The sequence below is a fragment of the Paraclostridium sp. genome (assembly GCF_051657365.1).
Taxonomy (GTDB): Bacteria; Bacillota; Clostridia; order Peptostreptococcales; family Peptostreptococcaceae; genus Paraclostridium.
Map to the genome: position 1 here is coordinate 1 of NZ_JBOFKN010000174.1, position 25,297 is coordinate 25,297.

Annotated in this window: 11 protein-coding genes, 2 pseudogenes and 1 riboswitch; of the genes and pseudogenes, 10 read left to right on the top strand and 3 right to left on the bottom strand. The window is 29.8% G+C overall.

What is annotated here, in order from left to right:
* A pseudogene (locus ACRCYC_RS13665) lies at window positions 1-358 on the top strand (hypothetical protein); the annotation flags it as partial.
* Between the two features lie 47 nt (window positions 359-405).
* Here the strand turns inward: ACRCYC_RS13665 and ACRCYC_RS13670 are convergent.
* Window positions 406-3,840, bottom strand: coding sequence for a hypothetical protein (locus ACRCYC_RS13670; protein ID WP_438619690.1), 3,435 nt, complete (start codon window positions 3,838-3,840; stop codon window positions 406-408).
* 196 nt (window positions 3,841-4,036) lie between these two features.
* On the opposite strand from ACRCYC_RS13670, the gene ACRCYC_RS13675 reads away from it, so the two are divergent.
* Window positions 4,037-12,118 carry a hypothetical protein gene (locus ACRCYC_RS13675; RefSeq protein WP_438619691.1) on the top strand — a complete coding sequence of 2,694 codons (8,082 nt, stop codon included), beginning with the start codon at window positions 4,037-4,039 and terminating at the stop codon, window positions 12,116-12,118.
* Between the two features lie 58 nt (window positions 12,119-12,176).
* On the opposite strand, the gene ACRCYC_RS13680 is transcribed toward ACRCYC_RS13675, so the two are convergent.
* Window positions 12,177-13,649 carry an amino acid permease gene (locus ACRCYC_RS13680; RefSeq protein ID WP_438619692.1) on the bottom strand — a complete coding sequence of 491 codons (1,473 nt, stop codon included), beginning with the start codon at window positions 13,647-13,649 and terminating at the stop codon, window positions 12,177-12,179.
* A gap of 145 nt (window positions 13,650-13,794) precedes the next feature.
* Window positions 13,795-13,964, bottom strand: a riboswitch (Lysine riboswitch).
* Window positions 13,965-14,187: 223 nt separating this feature from the next.
* Here ACRCYC_RS13680 and ACRCYC_RS13685 point away from each other — a divergent pair.
* The 4 genes from ACRCYC_RS13685 to dhaK all read left to right on the top strand — a co-directional run bounded on the left by ACRCYC_RS13685 (window position 14,188) and on the right by dhaK (window position 19,504).
* Window positions 14,188-15,237, top strand: a complete 1,050-nt coding sequence (locus ACRCYC_RS13685) for an endonuclease/exonuclease/phosphatase family protein (protein ID WP_438619693.1) — start codon at window positions 14,188-14,190, stop codon at window positions 15,235-15,237.
* A 130-nt stretch (window positions 15,238-15,367) separates the two neighbouring features.
* Window positions 15,368-16,408, top strand: a complete 1,041-nt coding sequence (locus ACRCYC_RS13690) for a PocR ligand-binding domain-containing protein (RefSeq protein ID WP_438619694.1) — start codon at window positions 15,368-15,370, stop codon at window positions 16,406-16,408.
* A gap of 200 nt (window positions 16,409-16,608) precedes the next feature.
* The gene (locus ACRCYC_RS13695; protein ID WP_438619695.1) at window positions 16,609-17,745 is read left to right on the top strand and encodes a glycerol dehydrogenase; all 1,137 of its coding nucleotides are present in this window, start codon (window positions 16,609-16,611) and stop codon (window positions 17,743-17,745) included.
* Between the two features lies 1 nt (window position 17,746).
* Window positions 17,747-19,504 (top strand): dihydroxyacetone kinase subunit DhaK, encoded by a 1,758-nt coding sequence (dhaK, locus tag ACRCYC_RS13700; RefSeq protein ID WP_438619696.1) that lies wholly within the window; start codon window positions 17,747-17,749, stop codon window positions 19,502-19,504.
* Between the two features lie 71 nt (window positions 19,505-19,575).
* On the opposite strand, the gene adhE is transcribed toward dhaK, so the two are convergent.
* Window positions 19,576-22,230 carry a bifunctional acetaldehyde-CoA/alcohol dehydrogenase gene (gene adhE, locus ACRCYC_RS13705; protein ID WP_438619697.1) on the bottom strand — a complete coding sequence of 885 codons (2,655 nt, stop codon included), beginning with the start codon at window positions 22,228-22,230 and terminating at the stop codon, window positions 19,576-19,578.
* 187 nt (window positions 22,231-22,417) lie between these two features.
* Here adhE and ACRCYC_RS13710 point away from each other — a divergent pair, with 187 nt between their 5' ends.
* From ACRCYC_RS13710 to ACRCYC_RS13725, 4 genes and pseudogenes are all read left to right on the top strand, one after another.
* Complete coding sequence (locus ACRCYC_RS13710) at window positions 22,418-23,095, top strand: NAD(P)/FAD-dependent oxidoreductase (RefSeq protein ID WP_438619698.1); 678 nt, start codon at window positions 22,418-22,420, stop codon at window positions 23,093-23,095.
* Between the two features lies 1 nt (window position 23,096).
* A complete protein-coding gene (locus ACRCYC_RS13715) occupies window positions 23,097-23,282 on the top strand; it encodes a DUF1858 domain-containing protein (RefSeq protein WP_438619699.1) in 186 nt (61 codons plus the stop codon).
* 284 nt (window positions 23,283-23,566) lie between these two features.
* Entirely contained in the window at window positions 23,567-24,997 is a 1,431-nt protein-coding gene (gene gadC / locus ACRCYC_RS13720) for a glutamate:gamma-aminobutyrate antiporter (RefSeq protein ID WP_438619700.1), read from the top strand.
* 41 nt (window positions 24,998-25,038) lie between these two features.
* Window positions 25,039-25,297 (top strand): annotated as a pseudogene (locus tag ACRCYC_RS13725) (glutamate decarboxylase); the annotation flags it as partial.

A 25,297-nucleotide genomic window follows, 5' to 3' on the forward strand; every position in this document is an offset into this window, starting at 1 on the left:
TTTTAAGGTTCTAATAAAAATATTAGATACAAAAATTATACATAGTCCAATAAATAGCAAATATAATAAATTTAAAACTAATATGTCAACATTATTAGTTATTGGAGTTATAGAATATAAAATATTTTTTAAAACTGATAATAAAAATAATAATAAAACCAAGGTGATAAAATATATTTATGGATTTTCATGTATTATGATAACTCCAGTAGGTATAGTATATTTAGAGAAAGACAAGATAAAAGTAAAAATTAAACATGCTTTAGCAAATTTACTAAATAACAATACTATAATAACAAGTACAAATATTTTAATTAGTTTTAGTGATGAATATCAGATTAATACAAGTTATAAATAACCCTTATAGAAAAGATTAAATATCTTAGCTATAAGGGTTTTGTGTTTTTAGTAACTTGGATCTATATTTAACACAGTTTTTTCAGGATAAGGATTAGTAACCGACCTAGCAGTAACTAGAAAGTCATATCTAGAACCTATTGGTTGGTTAATTGGTATAACTGCATTAATTTGAATAACTTTATTTGTATTAGGTGCTAAATTTGACATTAATGATAATGTTGATTGATAAAGTGTATTTGCGCTTATATCGGCTATTTTTATATTATCGATATAAAGTGTATACGGAATTGCCACTTTTTGAATAATCAAAGTAAAATCATCATAGCCACCACCGGTATTTTTAAAATAATCAAATATAACAGCTGTATTACCAGGTTGAGTAATTATAAATGAAGTAGATTCATTTATTTGAGTTAAAGGGTCTGGCTGAAGAGATACGCCAGGAGGTAAAATACACGTTAATACATTACTGGTTTCTCCACTATATATTTTCGTTGTTGATATATCGTTGTAATAAGATACAGCAGTAGCCTGAGTATTTATAGAAGTTCCAGCTCGAAGAGTGGATTGAGGTATTACAGTAAAAGTAACATATCCAGAATTAGATGAATTTAATTGAGGTATATTTATTATTAGTTTTTTAGAAATTGTATCATAGTAACAGTTGCATAAAACAGTTGTATCTATTGAAGAAAACAAAAAGTTACTACTTAGAGGAATCTCAATAGTACCATTTATTAATTTAATAGCACTGTTGTTTTGAAAATCTAATTTGAATTGCATTATAGCATTAGTGTTTATCATTGCGCTTTGATTATAAATTATAGAAGTTGTTTTATCTGTTGCACTCAAACTAAGAATTAAATTAGGATGATTTATAGTTATAGTAAGAGATTTGCTAATACTAGAAAAGCTACCTCCTTGTGTTTTTTGATAAAAACATTGAACTGTATTAATTTGAGTAGAAGTAGTAGTACCTACACTTTTAGTAGAATTAGTTATTGCACAAGTCATTATATAGGTAATAGTTTGAGCCATGTTTCGAGCATCGACTATTCCTTCAGTAGGTAGAGTAATTATATTTGAAGATATCTGAGGATTTATTAAAATATTATTTTTAGTACATGGACCAACATACAATTGACCACCGCTTGGTAAAGTGTCTTTTAAATATAAACCATATGAAATAGTACCTTGAGGCACAGTTACTTCAATTATATAAGTTATAGATGATCCAACTTTAAATGTATCTGATATATTAGTTTTTGTAAGTGATATAGATAGTGAAGCTATTGTAACAGATGCAGTTTTAACTAGATTAGAATACTGATAGTTACTGGAAGTATTATCATAAACTTGAGAATAGGGATTAGTGTTAGTTGCAGTAGTTATAATACTAACTCCAGAAGATAAAACTGGGCTTATAGTTACATTATAAGTTAATGTTAAAGATTGACCGGGAGCTAACTTATTGATTTCTACAATTACATTATTATTTTGAATATAAACGGATTTATAACTTCCAGATCCACTTACATTTAAAGTATTTAAATCGACTGAAAACCATGTAGATAAACTATCGCTAAGATTAAAATTAAAAGCATCAGTTTCAGTTCCTAAATTATTAGTATTAGAAATAACAACTGTATAAGTATAAACTTCATTTGCTTTTATAGCATTTTTATTAGGACCGCTTACAGTTTTAGTTAATGTTATATTTGGAGTTCCAATATTGATATTTACTTGAGCTCGATTACTATAAGCATACCCATAGGTATTTATCCCTTTTAATTTCATCAAATTTGTATTTTGAGTAGAGCTTCCAAGTTGAGCAATTGGAACTTTGAAGTTAATAGTTGAAGAAGTTAATCCAGGAATATCTCCGTAATAAAAATCTACACCATGAGGGCTTATAAGTTGAGGTGATGAAATTGGATTATATCCAGTATATAAATAAGTTAAATTATCTATAGGATCAGCTGATAATGGGAAAAAATCATCTATATAAACTTGCTTTTGAATAGCTTTCAAACTGGAAGCATTATAAGTCAATAAATATTCAGCTATATCTCCCGGTGCTAGGGTAGTTATATTCTTAGCAGTTCCATTTTTATAATATCCTTTTACAAACTGCTTGGATATAGTTGCGATATTTACACTAGAGGATACGCTAGCATTATCAGTAACTTGGGTTGAAGGTCCTATAAGATAACCTAATATATTAGTAGTTGCTAGGAATGGGTCAGATGCAACTACAGGTAAATTTAAAGATTGACTATCTTTTTTATATCTGTAGTAACTATCAACTTTTGCACTTATAGTAATTGTATTTGTAGAATTTTGTGTAGCCAAATTAAAGTTATAAGTTAAGTAAAATCCCTGTAAAGTTGGGTTATCAACAGCAGATATAGGTGAAGTAGAGCTAGATATATAATAAATTCCATCTGGCAAGAAATAGTTGACTACTATATTTTGTATATTGTAATATTGGCCAACTTTATATACATAGGTATATGTTATATAATTTTGAACATCTACAATTGATTTATTTATTGATGTAGTTATTATTAAGTCCATAGCTACAAAGTTTGTAGTACTATTGGAGATTGAAGTTATAAGTGGATCTGCTGAATTCATATTAATATTCATATTTAAAATAGTGCCATGTACTATAAAATTACCCTGATTATTATTGTACTGATTCCATACTCCATAGTTAAAGGTTAGGGTAGTTACACTTCCTATTGATAAATTTATATTTCCATAATAAAGCTGAGTATAAAGTTTACCGTTTATACTCACGATGCTTATTGTAGGATTTGTGAATTTTGAAGCATCTGACCCAGAAACAGTAATATTTCCAATATATCGTATGCCATCGTCTAGTAATATAGATACATTTACTAAGGAAGTTGAAACAGAATTATTATAAAATTTGCATGTGGATGTATTCACTTGTGTATAATCAGTTAAGTTAAGTGAAGTACCTGCACCTTTTAAAACTTTGGCAGGAGTTGAAATAGTACTATAAAATCTTACTGTTTGAAAAGTCATACCTACTTGTTGTGTGATTACTTCATTACCAATATCATAATTTCCTCTAGGCATTGTATCAACTTGGCAAGAAACATTTATCCCAGAAAAGTTGTATCCAAAGGGCACTGAAGTTCCATTCTTAAACTTAGTATTACATTTCACTGTAATACTAAAAATATAATTAATTTCCATAGGAGCTAAATCTTTTAAATTTATCCAAGAATAAGAAGTACTGTTGTTAGAATTAGTTAAACTTGATGTTTGTGGTATGGTAGAACTTGAAATAACCATGCCATCAGGCAAAGTTAAATAAAGATTTAAATTGTAAAGTCTTTGGCTACTACTAAGATTTTTGATACTAATGTTAAATGTAGATGTATTACCAACTATAATAGGTATATTTTGAGTTTTATCAATAGTCATGGTAAATGTATTAGAAGGCATAGCATCACTCCTTTTTATTTAAATATATTCAAACTAGATACTTCGTGTTACGACAAAACGTTTTAACTTTAAATTAAAATAGATAAAGGGTTGAAAATAGTAACTAAATTAATATTAATTAATATTATATAAAGGAGTTATTTTTGAATTAATCAATTCAATTATAAAATTAAGTATAGAATAAGGAGGAACTAATGTGACATTAACACCTAAATTTGTAGCAGTAGACAAAGCTATATTAGTAGCTACAGGAAATAGTTTTGTAGCATGTGGAAGTACTACTGCTACACAAATAAACACCTCAGATATGGTTAAACCAGATGGAAGTACAACAAGGGATTGGACTGAAGCAGGAAGTACTGCTAATTTAAATATACTATCAAATAGCACAATATTATATGCAGAACTTGTATGGTATTCTACTGTAAAAAGTAATTTTCAAGATGCACAAGATCTTAGAAGTATTCAAGATGATGCAATAACTTTTACAACACCAAAGGGTACTTATCAAATATTACCTCAATATACAGATACTTATACGGGATCATCTGGAAGTATAGATAGATATAGAGCTAAAGATGTAACATCATATATACAAGATTCTTTATCAGGTAATTATACAGTATCAAAGGTACCTATAAGTATTCCAGCTATAGGTCTAAGCAATACAAGAGCTGGATGGACATTATCGGTTGCATATAGAAATGATAGTTTACCACCTCAAAAAGTTATTTACATGTCAGGTATATCTATTGCTAAACCTGAAGAACCTTTACAAACTAGTATTTCAGGTTTTACAACGAATTCAGATATATCTAAGCTTAAGGGGAATATATTATTATCTTGTGCAAATGGAGAACCTCTTAACGGAGAGGATATTGTATATGCAGGACCATCTTTTGCTCAATTAAGTAATATAGGAAATTCAGTCAATAGTCCAAATCAAAATCCAGGGACATCACCAAACAATCCAGGCAATAATTTCTTTTCGGGATTAATAAACGTAGCTAACCCACTAAGCATAAATAATGGAATTTTAAATGTAAATGGTACTAATGCAAATAAAAATAATGATGGATTTATTCCTACTCAAACATTAGGTGGAAGAAATAAATGGGATATAACAAGTGTAGATATTACTAACACATTAGTTCCAAATCAAACTCTATTAGCGGGACAAATAACTTCAACTGGATCGGGAGATGGACTCCAATTAGTTGCGGTTGGTTCTCAAGTAAGTGCGAATGCACCTAATATAATAGCAACTCTAGATATGTACGATATAGATGGAGATGGAGAATACAATGTAGAGGTTGGAGAACCACTAGTTTATGTAGTTAAGATAAAAAATGATGGAGTAGAGGATGCAAACAATGTTATATTATCCTCAATAATAAATCCTACGACTAGTTTTATTCCAGGATCGGTTGTAATAAATGAAGTATCGTATCCTTTAGCAGATATATCCGCTGGAATAAATATAGGAACAATTCCAGCTAAAGGAGTTATAGATGTATTATTTTCAGTTAGAATAAATTCAGTTCCGACAGGCGGTTTATTATATCAATATGTAAACTATAACTATCAGTTTACCTCAGGGATAGATATTATTACAAATTATGCTAAAACTAATACTGTAGAAGTAATAGTCCAAGATGGATTATTAAGTATTTCAAAAACGGCTTCAAAAACAACTATGATTGTTGGAGATATTGTAACCTATACAGTAGATATAACTAATATAGGAACAGAACTTGCACAAAATATGTTTTTCCAAGATAAAATATGCCAAAACTGTTCTTTTGTAGATGGAACTGTAATTATAGATGGAATTGACTACTCAGATTATGATCCTGTAGCTGGAATTATCCTGCCTAATTTAGATGTTGGGGCAACAACACAAATATTATTTCAAGTTAAGGTTAATTCGTTACCTGCATCAACTAAGGTAACTAATATTTCATGCATAACATTTGGATATATATTTAATCAATATGGATATTTAAGAGAAAAAACTATATTTAGTAATATTACATCTGCTACAGTTGAATATACAGATATAATCGGAGAAAGATGTAATAATAACAATTATCCTAATATAGGAGATACAGTAACTTACACATTGAGTTTAACTAATACAGGTAATGTAGAAGCCACAGATGTTCAAGTTTTAGAGCCATCTATACCTGGAGCTACATTTGTTAGTGGAAGTGTTATTATAAATGGAGAAATAAAACCTACTTTAAATCCATTCGATGGATTTACACTTACAAATCCAATTGGATCTAAACAAACTACAGATGTAGAATATAAAGTTTTAGTAAATTCAGCTAATCCTACTAATTTAATTGAAAATATAGCTCAAGTTCCATTTAAGTATCAAATATCACCATCAACTAATGTTATACAATCTGAAAAAGATTCTAATGTAGTAGATACAGTAGCGAATTATGTATGTATGAATACTATTGAGAGTGTAGATAAAGATTATGCAATAATAGGTGATACTTTATATTACACTGTAGAGATAAGTAATAATGGAAATATAAATTCAACAAATACTGTATTTCTATCTAATATACAAGCAGAAACATCATTTATTCCAGGATCAGTTAGTATAAATGGAGTAGCTTATTCAGCATATAATCCAAATCAAGGATTTACATTAGGCACTATTTGTCCTGGAGCGACTATAGAAATTAAGTATCAAGCTAAAGTAAACAGTGTACCTGTTCCAAATATAGTATATAATCAATCCAGTTTAGTATATAGTTATCAACCAGACCCAAATGGAAGTATATCAACAAATACAATTTATAGTAACACAGTTCAAACTATTATAAATGAAGCGTTATATACTGTGACTAAATCAGTAGATAAAATGTATGCACAACCAGGAGATCCCCTAGTTTATACAACTGTAATTCAAAATACAGGAAATGTAAGTTTAACAAACCTTAAATTTGCAGATTTCATAGGTGCTTTCTTGAATTTTTATCCAGGAACAGTATATATAAATGGTGTTAATTATCCAAATCTTAATCCAAGTAATCAATTTTCAATAGAGGATTTACATCCAGGAGATACGGCAACGATAGTGTTTGCAGCAACGATAGTAAGTAATACACCTGTTGGATATATACCAAATACTTCAGAGGTTACACTTAGCTATAAGCAAACTCCATATAGCCCAATAGTAACTAAAACTGTTTATTCTAATACTGTTAAAACTTATGATCCTTATGCAGAAATAGAACTAGTTAAGAGTGTAGATAAATCATATGCAACAGTAGGCGATATTTTAACTTATTCGTTTACAGCAACCAACAAAGGTAATACAAAAGCAAATAATACTTTATTTGCAGATATAATACAATCTCAAGCATCATTTATTCCAGGGTCTGTATATGTAAATGGAATAAATAAACCTAATTATGATCCGGAAATAGGGTTTACTCTTGGAAGCATGAATGTTGGGCAGGTTATAACTATAGAATTTAAAGTTACTGTTGATAGCTTGCCAAATCCAAATAATATTAAAAATAGCGCTACAACATCATATAACTATTATATAGATCCAAATCAACAACCAATATCTAAAACATCAACAAGTAACACTGTTACTACTATAATAAGTTCATACTCAGCTACATTAACTAAATCAGTAGACAAAATGTATGCAACTATAGGTGATACATTAAGTTATGAAGTTATAGCTAATAATACAGGAACACTGCCTTTAATGGATGTTAATTTCAAAGATATAGTTCCAAATGGAGCAACATTTGTAGCGGGATCAGTAGTAGTAGATGGTACAAGTGAACCTAGTGCAGATCCTAATACTGGATTTATAATAAATAATATATTACCTGGTGGAAATGTTGTTGTAATGTTTAAAGCAACTGTAACTAGTGTTCCAATACCTCCGCAAATAAATAATACTTCAAGTATTAATTTTAAATATCAATTAACTCCAACATCACCTTATATTGATGGAAGCTTAACAAGTAATACAACTACTACAAATATAAATATGATGGCTGTTACCAACACAAAGAGCGTAAATAAAATTTATGCAACTGTAGGCGATATATTAACGTATACTTCAGTTATTGCTAATAATGGCAATATAAATATTAGTGATACTAACTTTGTAGATTTAGTACCAAGTCATACAACTTTTGTAGCTGGATCTGTAAAGATAGGATCAACAGCGTATACAGATTATAATCCTAATACTGGATTTACATTGGGAACTATAATTCCGGGGTCATCTGTTACAATTACATTTGATGTAACTGTAGACAGTGTACCAAGCGATGGATATATAACAAATTCATCTAATCTTAATTATTCATATAAGATAAATCCAAATGGAGACCCTATAGTAACAAATGTAAGTAGTAACACTGTTACCACATATATAAATATGGGTAATTTAACAGTAACTAAATTTGCAGATAGAACAGTAGTTAAATTAAATAATATAATAACTTACAGTTTCATTATAAATAACACTGGAAACGCTATTCTTAAAAATTTATTATTCAAAGATATAATTCAAGAAGAATCTACCTTTAATATAGGATCAGTATATATAAATGGCGTAAATAAGCTAAATTATAATCCAAATATAGGTTTTGCATTAGATGATATAGCTATAGGCAATCAAACGACAGTTAGTTTTACAGTAACTACAGAGAATTTACCATTAGATAATAAATTATTAAATAAAGCGGATGTAGATTATTCTTATTATGTAGATCCTAGTGGAAGCCCTACAACTAAAACAAAATCATCAAATACGACTACAGTATATGTATATGACACCATAATATCGGCTAATAAATCTGTAGATAAAACTATTGCAAAATTAGGAGATACATTAAACTTTACAATCCAACTAATAAATGAAGGAAATGTTACAGCTCAACTTGTAGAATTTATAGACACCTTAGATCCTAATTTACAATTTGTTGATGATTCTGTATATATAAATGGAATTCAAAAGATTGGATATAATCCGAATATAGGATTTAGTCTAGATGATATAGAGTCAACTATGACAACAACAGTAACTTTTGAAGCTACAATAATTAGTAGGCCTTTAGATAATACTATCTATAACTTTGCAACTATAGATTATCAATATACAGTAGGAACAGATGTAATAAATGCAACTATCAATACTAATACAACGATGACTTTTGTAGCTATTGGAGAATTAACAATTACAAAATCAGTAGATAAAAATTATGCTACAGTTGGAGAAAATTTAAATTATTCAGTAATGATAAAGAATACTGGATCAGTAAATGCAACAAACTTAAACTTTAAAGATTTAATGCCACCTTCGACTTCATTTAATACAGGAAGTGTAGCAGTAGATGGAATACCACAACCAACATTTAATCCTGTAAATGGATTTAATTTAGATGATTTAACTCCAAATCAATATCATACAATAACATTTACTATTCATGTAGATGCGTTACCTGTAAATGGTAAGGTAGAAAATACTGCGGATACAACTTTCACTTACAAGTTAACTCCAACAGATAATCCGGTTACTATAACGGCAACATCTAACAAGGTTACAACTTTTATTAAATTAGGATTACTAAATCTTACAAAAGTTGTAGATAAGTCATATGCCACAATCGATGATACCTTAAATTATACAATAAGTATAGTTAATCAAGGAAATGCTAATTGCTTCAATGTACTATTTAAAGATATAATCCAGGCAAATGCTAGTTTTGTAAATGGATCAGTATATATAAATGGAGTAAATAAATTAGATTATAATCCTAATACAGGATTTAGTTTAGATGATATACCAGGTTATTCAACCGTAACTGTTAGCTTTAAAGTAAAAGTTCAAAGCATACCACCTGTAGACTATACAATTTATAATGATGCCACAACGAATTATAATTATTATATAAATCCAAATGAATCACCAATATTAACTCAATCTACAAGTAATACGGTTACTACAGTGATAAACCAAGGATCTTTAACGGCTACAAAATCTGTTAGCAAGTCATATGCTACAATTGGAGATGTAGTAACTTATACAGTTAATATAGTAAATACAGGAAATGTAATCGCTAAAAATGTAAACTTTAGAGATGTTATACCAAGTGGATTAACATTTGTTTCTGATTCAGTAACTATAAATGGAATATCATATATTGGTTATAATCCGTATTCAAGTTTTACATTAGGAAATATAATATCTGGAGATACAATAGTTGTTAAATTTGATACGACTGTAACTTCAGTGCCAACACCATCACTAGTAAGTAATACAGCTAATCTTACTTTTGCATACAGAATAGATCCGAATGGAACTGACTTATTTGCACAAGTAAATTCAAACACGGTAACGACTCAAATAAATTTAGGATCATTAAATCTTCAAAAAAGTGTAAACAAAGCATATGCTACTAAAGGAGATATAATAACTTATACTGTTGTTGTAACTAATAATGGAAATGTAAATGCAAATGATGTGATTTTTACTGATAGTTTACAGTCAGATGTAATTTTTAACTCTGGATCGGTAATAATTGATGGGGATTCATATCCAGATTATAATCCAAATTCAGGATTTAACTTAGGTACTATAGAACCAATAGCATATACAACTATAGTATTTACGGTTACTGTCATACAACAGCCTACACACGATTCAGTAATAAACTATGCAGTAGCAACTTTCAATTATAAGGTAGATCCAAATGGTCAATATTACAACAAGTCAACACTATCTAATACCGTATCTACTATTTTAATAATTCCTAGTTTAACTACTACTAAAAATGTTGATAAATTATATGCAACACTACAAGATGTTTTAAATTATAGTATTTTGGTAAAAAATTCAGGAAATACAACTATATCTCAATTATTCTTTTCAGATGTTTTATCTAATGGAGCTGTGGTTAAATCAGGAACGGTAATAATTGATGGTATAAGTTATCCAGACTATGACCCAGTAACTGGATTTGATTTACCAAATAATCTTATTGCTGGAAATACTTCATTAGTTCAATTTCAGGCAATAGTAACAACATTACCATCTCCTCATCAGGTAACAAACTATGCAACATCAAATGGAGTATATAAAATAGATCCACAAGGAAGTTATTATCCAATATCATCAACATCTAACACTGTAACTACGAATATAAACCTAGGAAGTTTATCTAATACAAAATCAGTTGACAAGATGTACGCAAAAGTAGATGATACAGTAACTTATACTTCTACAATAATAAATACAGGTAATGTAAATGCAACGAGCTTATATTTTGTAGATGTACTACAAGATGCATTAACGTATATATCAGGAAGCGTTAGAATAAATAATGTGTTATATCCATCACTTGATCCAACAATTGGATTTGACTTGTCTGACTTAGGTCCGAATCAGACAGTAACAGTAACATTTGATGCTAAGATAAACTCATTACCGATACCATCATATGTAACTAATACTTCTCAGATTCAATTTAGCTATAAGATAGACCCTAGTGGAACTATTGCAACTAAAACTCAACTAAGTAACACTGTAACAACTAATGTAGTTTTAGGAAAAATAACAGCTGTTAAAACGGTAGATAAACCAATTGCTACGATAGGGGATATTCTAACTTATACAGTAACACTTACTAATATTGGTAATGTTATGGATAGTGAAGTATTATTCCAAGATACACCATCTATAGGAGCACAGTTCAAGACAGGATCTGTATTTGTAAATGGTGTAAGTAAACCAGAATTTGATCCGACTATCGGATTTAGTATAGGAGATATAGGAGTAGGGAATGTGGTAATAGTTCAATTTGATGCAAATGTAGTTTCGGTTCCGCCTACAAATCAGGTAACAAATCAAGCTGTTATACCTTTTAAATATTTAGTAGATCCAAAACAATCACCATATAGTGATACAACTTATTCAAACACAGTAACAACTAATATTGCATATGGTAATTTAAATGTAACTAAGACAGTAAATAAACAATATGCTACTATAGGTGAAAAATTAACGTATACAATTACAATTGTGAATATTGGCAATATAAATGCTACAGATGTAGTGTTTGTAGACTACACTCCTCACAACTCAGTATTTGTTTTAGGATCTGTAACTGTAAATGGAGTAGCTCATACAGATTATAATCCTTCAGCAGGATTTAATTTAAATACTATGGTACCAGGTCAAATAATTACAGTTGTATATCAAGTTCAAGTTGTAGATTTATGTTAATATAATTTTTAAAACTAAAAAAGACATTACTATAAATTTATAGCAATGTCTTTTTTTATTAATTTAATTCAGATATTTCTTTATCTACTTGATTTAAAGCACATTGACTACTATCATTATAAGTTAAATCAACATCATCTAAAGGAATAACTTTAGTTTTATGCTTAACTTTATATCCGATATATAAAGCAAAGAATAATGGGATTCCAATATAAGAAGCTATTAAATTTTGCCAATCAATACCGTTTGGAGTTATACAAGAATAACCTTGACCGACTATAATTATAATACACATTAATAGTGCTAATATTGGTCCGAAAGGATACCATTTAGCTTTAAACTTTAATTCTTTTAAATCGTGACCTTGATGGATGTATACCTTTCTAAATCTATAGTGGCAAACTGCTATACCAACCCAAGCAATAAATCCTGCAAGACCAGATGCAGCAACTAACCAAACATAAACAGTACTTTCTGCGAATACACCAGTTAAGAAACATGCAGAAGCTACGATGGTAGTTAAAATTAAAGCATTTACAGGAACACCTCTATTGTTAGTTTTTGCAAAAATTTTAGGAGCAAGTCCTTCTGTAGCCATTGAATGAAGCATTCTAGTTGAAGCATACATACCAGAGTTACCAGCAGACAATACCGAAGTTAATATAACTGCATTCATAAGAGAAGCAGCACCAGCTATTCCAGCTTTTGCAAAAACCATAGTGAATGGACTTTCTGAAACACCAGCTTCAGTAAAAGGTATTATAGCGCCTAAAACAATTATAGTTCCTAAATAGAATATTAATATTCTCCAAAAGATAGATTTAATAGCTTTAGGTATAGTTTTTTCTGGATTTTCACTTTCACCAGCAGCTACTCCTATAAGTTCTGTTCCTTGGAATGAGAAACCTGCTACCAAGAATATAGCAAATATAGATTTCATTCCACCGTGGAATGGGCCATCAGCTATAAAGTAATTGTGGAATCCTATTTCATCTGAACCCATAACTCCAACAATCATTAAAACTCCTATTATTAAAAATATAATTACAGTAACTACTTTTATTCCTGCAAACCAATACTCAGATTCTCCATATGCTTTTGCTGATAAAAAGTTTAAACCAACAATTATGGCTAAGAATAATATACTCCAGTAAAACCCAGGAATATTAGGGAACCAGTATTTCATTATTAAAGAGCCAGCTACCATTTCAGCAGCTATTGTTATAGCCCAGTTATACCAGTAATTCCACCCAAGTGCAAAACCAAGTGCTGGATCTATAAATTTTGTTGCATATGAACTAAATGAACCTGATATAGGCATATAAGTTGCCATTTCTCCTAAACTAGTTATTAAGAAATAAACCATTACACCTATGATACCATAGGCAACTAATGCACCACCTGGACCTGCTTGATGAAGTGTATCTCCCATAGCAAGAAATATACCTGTTCCAATAGAACCACCTAAAGCAATCATATTTAAGTGTCTTGCTTTTAAACCTCTTTTTAATTCATGATTTTGTTCACTCATTTAAATTATCCTCCTCATGGTGTCAATTATAAATAAGTAACTAAGATAATATAAATCTTTATAACAATAAAAAAAGCCATGAGGCTATACTCATGACTTTATACGAAAATATCATACTAAAAGTATGAACGTACCGTACGTTTTCATTGAAAATAGCTCCCCACAAAAATGTGACAGTCTTATATATATTTTATATAAGCCCAGCAAATAGTATTAAAGCATTACCTATTCACTTCGGCGAAATTTCCTTTCATATTACTTCATCGAGCTTACCTCCATAATATTACTTTTAAGCTTCGCGCCTCTATCTCAGTTATCTACTTGTTGTATTATATTATAAATCATATTTTAAATAAGTCAATATCAATAATTATATTGGCAACTTTAAATCTTTTCTGATATTTTAAATAACATAAGTATATACAAGGCATAAGTTTAAAAAAATGTGAAAAATATGGTAATATAGATTGTATATAAAAATTTAAACTTCATACAACAAAAGTATTGGTTAGAATAAAAAATATTGGGGGATATAAAGATGGTTAAAGTTATATTAAGTATCATAGGGGTAATTGCAGTAATATTTGGAGGGTATTTTTTATTTATGGTGGCCACAGACTATAAGCCTGAAAGCGAAATTTCTATAGAAATTGAAAATAATCAATCTAAGAAAGTTGAAAAAGAAGATGAAATATCTATAACAACTTTAAATACAGGTTATTGTGGAACGGATAAAGATGTAGATTTCTTCATGGATGGAGGAACTATGTCTAGAGCTGTAAGTGAAGAAAGAGTAAATGAAGATTTAAATGGAATAATAGATTATATGAAACGTTCAGATTCAGATATATATTTTTTACAAGAGGTAGATAAGGAATCAACAAGAAGTTTTAATGTGAATCAATATGAATCCTACAAAAATAAATTTGAGGATTATGGCTCTATGTTTGCTATAAACTATAAAGTTCCTTGGGTTCCAGTTCCAATAACTAAACCTCATGGTAAAGTTTTAGGTGGATTAACTACTATGTCAAAATACCATATAGATGAAAATACAAGATATGACTTACCAGGAAAAGAGAACTTTTTAAGACAATTAGCAGACCTAGATAGATGTATGATGGTTAGTAGAACTACAGTTGAAGATGGTAAGGAATTAGTACTTATAAATGCTCATTTATCAGCTTATGATAAAGGAGGTAAAGTAAGATTACAGCAGTTAGATTTTATAGAAAAATTCCTAAATAATGAATATAAGAAAGGTAACTATATAGTTTTAGGGGGAGATTTTAACCAACAAATTCCAGGGACGAGTTATTCAGACTTTGATACAACTCAACAAAAACCAGCATGGTTACAAGATATTCCAAAAGATTTTGATCCAAATGGTTTCAGATGGGCAGTAGATGCAAATACTCCAACATCTAGAACAATGGATATTAAATATAAAAAAGGCGAGAATCTATTATCTATTATTGATGGATTTTTAGTTTCTGATAATATAGATGTTATAAATGTAAAAGGATATAATATGGATTTTAAGTATACAGACCATAATCCAGTTACTATAAACTTTAAGTTAAAATAGATATATATATTTATTATTTATAAAAAGATATACATTCAAGATTGATTGTATATCTTTTTTGTTGTCTAAATGATATCTATGATAAAATATTATATTAATTAGACAAAATACTATTAAAGGAGTATGTAACGTGAGAAATGAAAACTTAAGCTTACAGAAAATAATAGATTTAAAAAAGTGGAATAACCTACAAGATTATATTTCTTTAGTTAGTAAGATGGCAATAGTTGTAGTAGATTACAAGGGAAATCCTATTAGCAAACATAGTGGTTGTCATAGATTTTGTGAAATGGTTAGATCAGATACACAACTATCAAAATATTGTAGAAAATGTGATTCAAGAGGTGGTTTAGAAGCTGTACGTTTAAATAGACCTTATATTTATTTATGCCATTATAATATAGTAGATGTTGCAATTCCAATTATTATAGATGAACAGTATATAGGAGCAATTATGGCTGGGCAGGTGAAACTATCAGATGACAAAACTTGCGGAAATTTAGAACAAATATTAAGTGTATCCGATAAGTCATCATATGGTGAAGATGATTTAGGAAAGTTAAAAGAATATTATGATGAACTACCTGTATTGTCTTATGATGAGGTAAATAGTACTTCAAATATGCTATTTTATTTATCTAATTATATAATTGAAGAATCTCTAGATAAAAACTTAATTTTAGATATGTATCAAAAAGCTATAAATTATGATTCTAAAATAGATAATAATACATTTAAAGGATATAGTATGAAAAATATAAGAAATATTCAAAGGGAAATGTCTAATGCTATTATAAATAGCTGTATTGTAGATGTTGATACTGATCATACTGAAGATTTTTGTGTAAGTAAAACATTAAGACCGGCAATAGACTATATTTATAATAATAAAAGTGAAAATATATCTATGGATAAGATGGCTAACTTATGCCATGTAAGCACAAGTTACTTTAGCAGATTGTTTGCTAAAGAATTAGGAGAAAATTTTTCAACGTATATACCTAAATTAAAAATTAAGTGGGCAAAAAGTTTATTAAAAGAAACTGATATGCATATAAATGAAATTAGTGAAGAACTTGGTTTTAGTGAGGCTGGATATTTTATAAAGATTTTTAAAAAACATGAGGGAGTAACTCCATTTTTATATAGAAAACATTGTTTAAAGAGGTAATGTAAAATGGTAATTTTATGTTGTTAAAAAAATTACAAAAAGTAGATAAATTACAATTTTACTATTTTATATCAAAAAATTACGGTTATAAATCGTAACTTTTTAACATAGAAGTCCAATGAAATTTTGTGAAAACGATATTATAATAAATATAACTTAAAAAATAATAGCATTTGAAAAAATGCGAAGGAGAGATTGAAATGAGAAAAGCATTTATATGCCCTACAAAATACGTACAGGGACAAGATGAATTATTAAATTTAGGTTATTTTATAAAAGTATTTGGAGATTCAGCTTTATTAATTGCTCATAAAGACGATATACAACGTGTTAAAAATAAATTAGATGCAACAGCTAAAAAGTTTGATATAACTTTCGTAGAAAGTAATTTCAAAGGAGAGTGCTCAAGACAAGAAGTAGCTAGATTGCAAGAAATAGCTAGAAGTAATAAGTGCTCTTGTACAATTGGACTTGGCGGAGGAAAAGCAATAGATACTGCTAAGTGTGTAGCAGAAGGTGAAAATTTAATAATAGTGCCAACTATAGCAGCAACAGATGCACCTACAAGTCATTCAGCAGTATTATATACGCCAGAAGGCGAGTTTGATGATTATGCATATTTCAAACAAAGTCCAAGTGTAGTATTGGTGGATACTACAGTCATAGCTAAAGCACCAACTAGATTTTTAGTTTCAGGAATGGGAGATGCATTATCAACATATTTTGAGGCAAGAGCTACATCTAATTCATTTACTAAGGTAAATGCAGGATTACCTTGTGGAGTTAGAGAAGAAATGTGTGAATCTGCTATAGGCACTAATGCAGCTTTAGCACTTGCTAAGTTATGCTATGAAACTTTATTAAAAGATGGAGTTAAAGCTAAACAATCTTGCGAATGTAATTTAGTAACTCAAGCATTAGAAAATATAATAGAAACAAATATACTTTTATCAGGTTTAGGATTTGAAAGTGGAGGACTAGCAGCAGCTCATGCAATTCATGATGGATTAACTATGTTGGAAGGAACACATAAATATTTCCATGGTGAAAAAGTTGCTTTTGGAACAATAGCACAATTAGTTTTAGAAAATGCACCAACAGAAGAAATAAATGAAGTATTGGATTTCTGTTTAGAAATAGGTCTTCCAGTATGCTTAGAAGATATAGGTGTAGACAGCATTAATGAAGAAGAAGCTTTAGCTGTGGCAGAAAAAGCTTGTATACCAGAAGAATCAATATATGCTATGCCATTTCCTATAGATATAGAGTCTGTAGCTGCATCTATTATAACAGCTGATAAAATAGGTAGAGAATATAAAAACAATAGAGGTATGTAGAATGAAAAAAATAATAAATAAACCAGAAAATATAGTTATGGAAATGTGTAATGGAATAGCTATGGCACATCCAGAACTTGAATTTATAAAAAAATATAAAGTAATAAAAAGAAAAAATATAAATGAAAATAAAGTAAGTTTAATAAGTGGTGGTGGTAGTGGTCATGAACCAGCACATGCGGGATTTGTTGGAAAAGGAATGTTAGACGCTGCTGTTTGTGGAGATGTATTTGCATCTCCATCTCAAATACAAGTTTATCAAGCTATAAAATCTACTGCTAGTAAAAAAGGAACATTATTAATAATAAAAAACTATAGTGGAGATATGATGAACTTTAAAAACGCTGCTTATTTAGCTAGCGAAGATGGAATAAATGTAGATTATGTTAGAGTTGAAGATGATATTGCAGTTGAAGATAGTTTATACACTGTAGGTAGACGTGGGGTTGCAGGTACTGTATTTGTACACAAAATAGCTGGGGCGGCAGCGGAACTCGGAATGAGTTTAGAAGAAGTTAAATCTATAGCACAAAAAGCAGCTGATAATGTTAGAAGTTTAGGGTTTGCACTTACATCATGTACAGTTCCTGCAAAAGGAACTCCAACTTTTGAGCTGGGTGAAGATGAATTAGAATTTGGAGTTGGAATACATGGTGAGCCGGGAATAAGAAGAGAAAAAATGTCTACAGCAGATGAACTAGCTAAAAAAATGGTAGATGCTATATTGAAAGATTTAAAAATAGAGGATGAAAATCAAGAAGAAATAGCTTTAATGATAAATGGATTTGGAGGAACTCCTCTACAAGAATTATACTTACTTAATAATTCTGTTACTCGTGAGTTAGCTAAGAAAAATATTAAGATATGCAGGACTTTTGTGGGTAATTATATGACTAGTATCGATATGGATGGCGCATCTGTATCTATAATGAAGTTAGATGAAGAATTAAAAAAATTATTATCACAAGCAAGTGAAGCTCCCGGGTTTAAAGTTTCAGGACCTGTTGAAATGGTAAATTATATAGATATAAATGAAGATAATCAAAATTTTAAAGATGCATGTTTTGAAGTAGAAACTAATGTGGCATTTGCAAAAATTAATGAAAAATTAACTTTAGATAATATGATATATATAGTAGATAAGATGAGTGAAATTATAATAAAAAATGAAATTCCATTTTGTGAACTAGACTCTCATGCTGGAGATGGAGATTTTGGTATGAGTGTTGCTAAAGGGTTTAAACAATTAAAAAGAGAGTGGAAAACTATACTTTCAAATAAAGATTTAAATATAGGTGAGTTTTTAAATGATTGCTCTATGGTGATTATGGAATATTGCGGAGGAGCTTCAGGTCCAATATGGGGTTCTGCATTTAGAGCATCAGGGAAATCTATAGGATTTAAAAATGAAATTACAATAGAAGAATTTGCTAATATGATAGAAGCAGCAGTAAAAGGAATTCAATCTACCGGAGAGAGATCATTCGGTCGTGGAGCTGTGGTAGGAGATAAAACTTTAATAGATGCATTAGTTCCATGTGCAACTTCATGGAAAGCTAGTTCCAAAGAAAATGATAGTTTTAAAATAGCATTTGAAAAAGGAGCTAAGAAAGCTGTTGAAGGAGCTAAAGCAACTGAACAAATAGTAGCTCGTATGGGTAGAGCTGGAACTGTTGGAGATAGAAGTTTAGGATATCCAGATGCAGGAGCTTATGGATTAGGTGTAATATTTACTGAAATAGCTAAAGGTTTAAAATAATATATAAAATAAACTCAATTAACATAAAAAGGTCTATCTCAAAGAGATAGACCTTTTTATGTTAATACGAATTACTTACCATAGTAAACATTTAAATAAATTTCTTTTATTTCGCTCATTAACGGATATCGAGGGTTAGCTCCAGTACATTGATCATCAAATGCTTGCTCAACCATTTCATCTAAAGTTTCTAAGAATTTAGACTCATCTATTCCAAAGTCTTTTATAGTTTTAGGAATGCCAACACGAACTTTAAGTTCATTTATTTTGTTTAATAATTTATTAAATTTTTCTTCATCAGTATTACCATCAATTCCTATAAATGTTGCTATTTCCGCATATCTTTTTAAAGCTTGTGGATATTTATATTGAGGGAAAGCACCCATTTTTATAGGAGCTTCAGATGCATTAAACTTAAGCACCTCATTTATTAGGAGTGCATTAGCAACACCATGAGGTATATGGTGGAAAGCACCAAGTTTATGGGCCATAGAATGACAAACTCCTAAGAAGGCATTGGCAAAAGCCATACCTGCCATAGTAGATGCATTAGCCATTTTTTCTCTAGCTTCAGGGTCAGTAGTACCGTTGTTATAAGCTCTTGGAAGATATTCAAATATGCTCTTTGTAGCTTGAAGTGCAAGCCCATTTGTATAATCAGTTGCTAGCATAGAAGCATAGGCTTCTAAAGCGTGAGTTAAAGCATCAATACCAGAAGCTGCAGTTAGTCCTTTAGGCATATTCATCATTAAGTCAGCATCAATTATAGCCATATTCGGCATTAACTGATAATCAGCTAAAGGATACTTAATTCCTGTATCTTGATCAGTTATAACTGCGAAAGGAGTAACTTCTGAACCTGTACCCGCTGAAGTTGGGATAGCTACAAAATAAGCTTTATCACCAAGTGTAGGGAACTCATAAACTCTTTTGCGTATATCCATAAATCTCATTGCTAAATCATTAAAATCTACTTCAGGATGTTCATACATAGTCCACATTATTTTACCTGCATCCATAGAACTACCGCCACCTAGGGCTATTATTATGTCTGGTTGGAAATCAGCCATAGCTTTAGCTCCTTTTTTAGCAGTAGCTAATGTAGGATCAGGAGCTACATCGTAGAAAGTATGGTGTTTAACTCCCAGTTCATCTAATAATTTAGTTACTGGCTTAGTATATCCGTTTTGATAAAGGAAAGTATCTGTCACTATAAAGGCTCTTTCTTTTTTTAATACATGTTTAACTTCTTGAAGAGCAACACCTAAAGATCCTTTCTTGAAATAAACTTTTTCTGGAGCTCTGAACCAAAGCATATTTTCTCTCCTTTCAGCTACTGTTTTTATATTGATTAAGTGTTTAACACCAACATTTTCAGATGTTGAGTTATTCCCCCAAGATCCACATCCAAGAGTAAGCGATGGCTCCAATTTAAAATTATATAAATCACCTATACCACCATGAGATGAAGGAGTATTAATTAAAACTCTGCAAGTTTTCATAGAACTTGTAAAGTATTTAACTTTATCACTTTGAGTTACTGTATTTATATATAAAGAAGATGTATGACCTAAACCACCATCAGCTATTAGTTGGCTAGCTTTAGATACAGCATCATTAAAGTCAATTGCTTTATACATAGCAAGTACAGGAGATAATTTTTCATGAGCAAAAGGTTCTGAAAGTTCAACTGAGTCAACTTCACCAAGTAAAATTTTTGCTTCTTTAGGAACCTTAATTCCAGCAAGATCAGCTATTTTATAAGCTGGTTGACCAACTATAGAAGCATTTAATGCACCATTTGAATTTAATAATATATTTCTTACTTTTTCAGTTTCCTCTTCATTTAAAAGGTAGGCACCTCTATTTACAAACTCGGATTTAACTTGATCATAAATTTTTTCTAAAACTATAACAGATTGCTCAGAAGCACAAATCATACCGTTATCAAATGTCTTAGAAACTAAAACTGAATTTACAGCAGTCTCTATATCGCAACTATCATCCATTATGGCCGGAGTATTACCAGGACCAACTCCTATAGCGGGCTTTCCAGAAGAATAAGCAGATTTAACCATACCAGGACCACCAGTTGCTAAAATTATATCTGATTTTTCCATTATATCCGTAGTCATTTCAAGAGATGGTTCATCTATCCAACCTATAATTCCTTCAGGAGCACCAGCTTTGACAGCAGCATCAAGAACAACTTTAGCAGCAGCGACAGTAGATTTTTTAGCTCTTGGGTGAGGAGATATTATAATTCCATTTCTAGTTTTTAAAGCTAGTAAAGTTTTAAATATTGCAGTAGATGTGGGGTTAGTTGTTGGTATAACTGCAGCTATAACTCCTATAGGTTCAGCTATTTTTGTTATACCAAAAGCAGGGTCTTCTTCTATAATTCCACAAGTTTTAGTGTTTTTATATGCATTATAGATGTATTCAGAAGCAAAGTGATTTTTTATAACTTTATCTTCTACTATTCCCATACCGGTTTCACTAGCTGCTAATTTAGCTAATGAAATTCTTTGTTGATTTGCAGCTATAGAGGCAGCTAAGAATATTTTATCAATTTGTTCTTGAGTATATGTTGAAAATATTTCTTGAGCTTTTTTTATTTCATCTAGTCTGATATATAAACTCTCAGGATTATTAATTATTACAGGGCTGATTTTAAAATCCTCATTATTATTACTGTTTTTTCCAGTAGTATCTATTACTTGCATTACTATCTCCCCCTTAGAATATACAAATTTAAATATGCGATAAAATATATAAATGATTATATTAATAGTTTATTAAGTAAATAAGGATAATTAGAACAAAAAAATTTAAGTCTATAACGTATGTTACATACTTAAATAAAGTTTTTGGTTATAATAAGAATATAACGAATACGAAAGGATAAAATATATGAGTAATTATGGAAATTTGCAAAAAATTAAAAATGGTAAAAGAACTTATGGAATAACTCCTCATATACCAGGGGGATTTGTGTTACCTGAAACATTAATAAAAATAGCAGAAGTAGCTAAAAAGTATAAAGGTGTATTAAAATTAACATCAGGGCAAAGAATCCTTATAACAAATTTGAAGCAAGAGGATCTAGAATCTATATGGTCTGAACTGGGTATGGAGCCGGCAGTTAAAAATCAAAATTCAGTTAAAAATGTAGAGATGTGTCCAGCAAATTATTGTAAACGTTCAAAATATCCAACTATAGGAATTGGAATGAAAATAAGTAAAAACCTTCATGGGATGATATTACCAAATAGAACTAAAATAGGTGTTGCTGGATGTAGAAATGCGTGTACCAGCGTATATTCAAAAGATGTTGGGGTAATAGTAGATATAGATGGTAAATTTTTTATAACAGTAGGAGGAAGTGCTGGATTTTATCCAAGAAACTCAGATATAATAACCAAAGGATTAAATGAAGAAGAAGCTTATAATTTAGTTAAAATAATATTAGATTATTATAATGAATATGGGCAAATGGGTGAAAAACTTGGAGATTTTATAGATAGAATAAGTATAGAAAAGTTTAGAGAAGATGTACTTGAAATAGCAAATTTAAAGGAGTGTTTATAATATGATAACTAAAGATACGATAATAGCAGATATAATAAAAATGAAACCAGATGCAGCTCAAATTCTAATGAGTTATGGAATGGGATGTATAGGGTGTCCATCTGCACAAATGGAAAAATTAGAGCAAGCTTGTGAAATACATGGACTAGATTTAGACGAAATTTTAAATAAGTTAAATGAAAAGTAGTAAAAAGGAACTATTAAAATAGTTTCTTTTTTTATTTAATAATATTTGGTATCTATCACTTATATCATATTATAGAAAGCAACAAATAATATAGATAATAATATGGACTATGCAATTTTTTATTATCTGCTTAGTAAGAATTTTTAGACTTTTACAATTTTTAACAAATGTGTTTTAACATATTAACCTCGGGTATCTAATAAATACAGACGTAAGTTATATCAATTACTCTAGGGATAGAAGTAATGATATTATAAAACTAAATATATTAGGAGATGATTAAGATGAAACAGGCACCAGTTGCCAAAAAAGGTTCACTTAGCTTATTTGCATTCTTTGCAATGACAGCATCAATGGTTATGACCGTTTATGAATATCCTACATTTGCAACATCAGGATTTAATTTAGTATTCTTCCTTTTACTTGGAGGTATATTATGGTTCTTACCAGTTGCATTATGTGCAGCAGAAATGGCTACCGTTGATGGATGGCAAGAAGGCGGAATCTTTTCATGGGTTGGAAATACATTAGGTGAGAAATTTGGGTTTGCGGCAATATTCTTCCAATGGTTCCAAATAACAGTTGGATTTGTAACAATGATTTATTTCATATTAGGTTGTGTTTCATACATATTTAACTGGGATGCTTTAAATAATGTTCCATTTATTAAGTTTATAGGAGTACTAGTGATATTCTGGTTGTTAACATTTTCACAACTAGGTGGTACTAAGAACACAGCAAAAATAGCAAAAGCTGGATTTATATTTGGTATATTAATACCGGCAGTAATATTATTTGGATTATCAATAGCATACATAGTGCAAGGGAATCCTATAGATGTAAAAATAGGAGCACAATATTTTGTACCTGATTTTTCAAAAGTAGATACATTAGTTATTTTCGTTTCATTTATACTTGCTTATATGGGTGTTGAAGCATCAGCATCTCATGTAAATGAATTAGATAATGCTAAAAAGAATTATCCATTAGCAATGATTATATTAGTTGTATTAGCAATAGTTTTAAACACTATAGGTGGATTAACAGTTGCAGCAGTAGTTCCACAAAGTGATTTAAGTTTAAGTGCTGGAGTTGTTGAAACATTCAAAGCTTTAATATTACACTTTGCACCTCATAGTACATGGCTTGTAAAACTAATAGCTATATTATTAGCATTAGGAGTAATGGGTGAAGTTAGTGCTTGGGTTGTAGGACCTTCAAGAGGTATGTATGCAGCAGCTCAAAAAGGTATTTTACCTAAAGCTTTAACAAAAACAAATGAACATGATGTTCCTGTTAACTTAGTTTTCGTACAAGGTATAGTAGTTACAATATGGGCAGCAGTACTTACTTTTGGTGGTGGAGGAAATAACGTATCATTCCTTACAGCTATATCATTAACAGTTGTTATTTACTTAGTTGGATACTTATTATTCTTCATAGGTTACTTTGTTTTAATACTTAAAAAAGGTGACTTAAAACGTGCTTATCATGTTCCAGGTGGAAAAACATTTAAATTAATAGTTGCAGCATGTGGTTTTATGACATCAATATTTGCATTAGCTATATCATTTGTTCCGCCGGCTCAATTAACTGGAAAAAGTGCTCACGAATATTTAACTATACTAGTTGTAAGTTTTGTAATTACAGTATTAATACCATTTGTAATATATCATTTTACATCTAAAAAAAGAGATGTAAAATCAACAAAATAAAATCAAATTAAATACAAAAACATTATAGGGAGGCTTTTAAAATGTTATCAGGAAGAAAAAATAAACTAGGGGATAAATATGATACACCAATATTTGGGACAACAGAATCTGGCTCTAGTATACCTAAAGATGTGTTAGGGAAAGATTCTATTGCTCCAAACATAGCTTATAGATTAATTAAAGATGAGCTAATGAACGAAGGAAATGCAAGACTTAATTTATGTACATTCTGTCAAACATACATGGAAGATGAGGCAACTCAACTTATGGCAGAAACATTAGAAAAAAATGCAATAGATA

Bases quoted from the DNA above. Each gene is read 5' to 3' on its own strand.
- ACRCYC_RS13695 (WP_438619695.1), top strand. From the start codon at position 16,609: ATGAGAAAAGCATTTATATGCCCTACAAAATACGTACAGGGACAAGAT.
- dhaK (WP_438619696.1), top strand. From the start codon at position 17,747: ATGAAAAAAATAATAAATAAACCAGAAAATATAGTTATGGAAATGTGT.
- gadC (WP_438619700.1), top strand. From the start codon at position 23,567: ATGAAACAGGCACCAGTTGCCAAAAAAGGTTCACTTAGCTTATTTGCA.
- ACRCYC_RS13715 (WP_438619699.1), top strand. From the start codon at position 23,097: ATGATAACTAAAGATACGATAATAGCAGATATAATAAAAATGAAACCA.
- ACRCYC_RS13680 (WP_438619692.1), bottom strand. From the start codon at position 13,649: ATGAGTGAACAAAATCATGAATTAAAAAGAGGTTTAAAAGCAAGACAC.
- adhE (WP_438619697.1), bottom strand. From the start codon at position 22,230: ATGCAAGTAATAGATACTACTGGAAAAAACAGTAATAATAATGAGGAT.
- ACRCYC_RS13685 (WP_438619693.1), top strand. From the start codon at position 14,188: ATGGTTAAAGTTATATTAAGTATCATAGGGGTAATTGCAGTAATATTT.
- ACRCYC_RS13710 (WP_438619698.1), top strand. From the start codon at position 22,418: ATGAGTAATTATGGAAATTTGCAAAAAATTAAAAATGGTAAAAGAACT.
- ACRCYC_RS13670 (WP_438619690.1), bottom strand. From the start codon at position 3,840: ATGCCTTCTAATACATTTACCATGACTATTGATAAAACTCAAAATATA.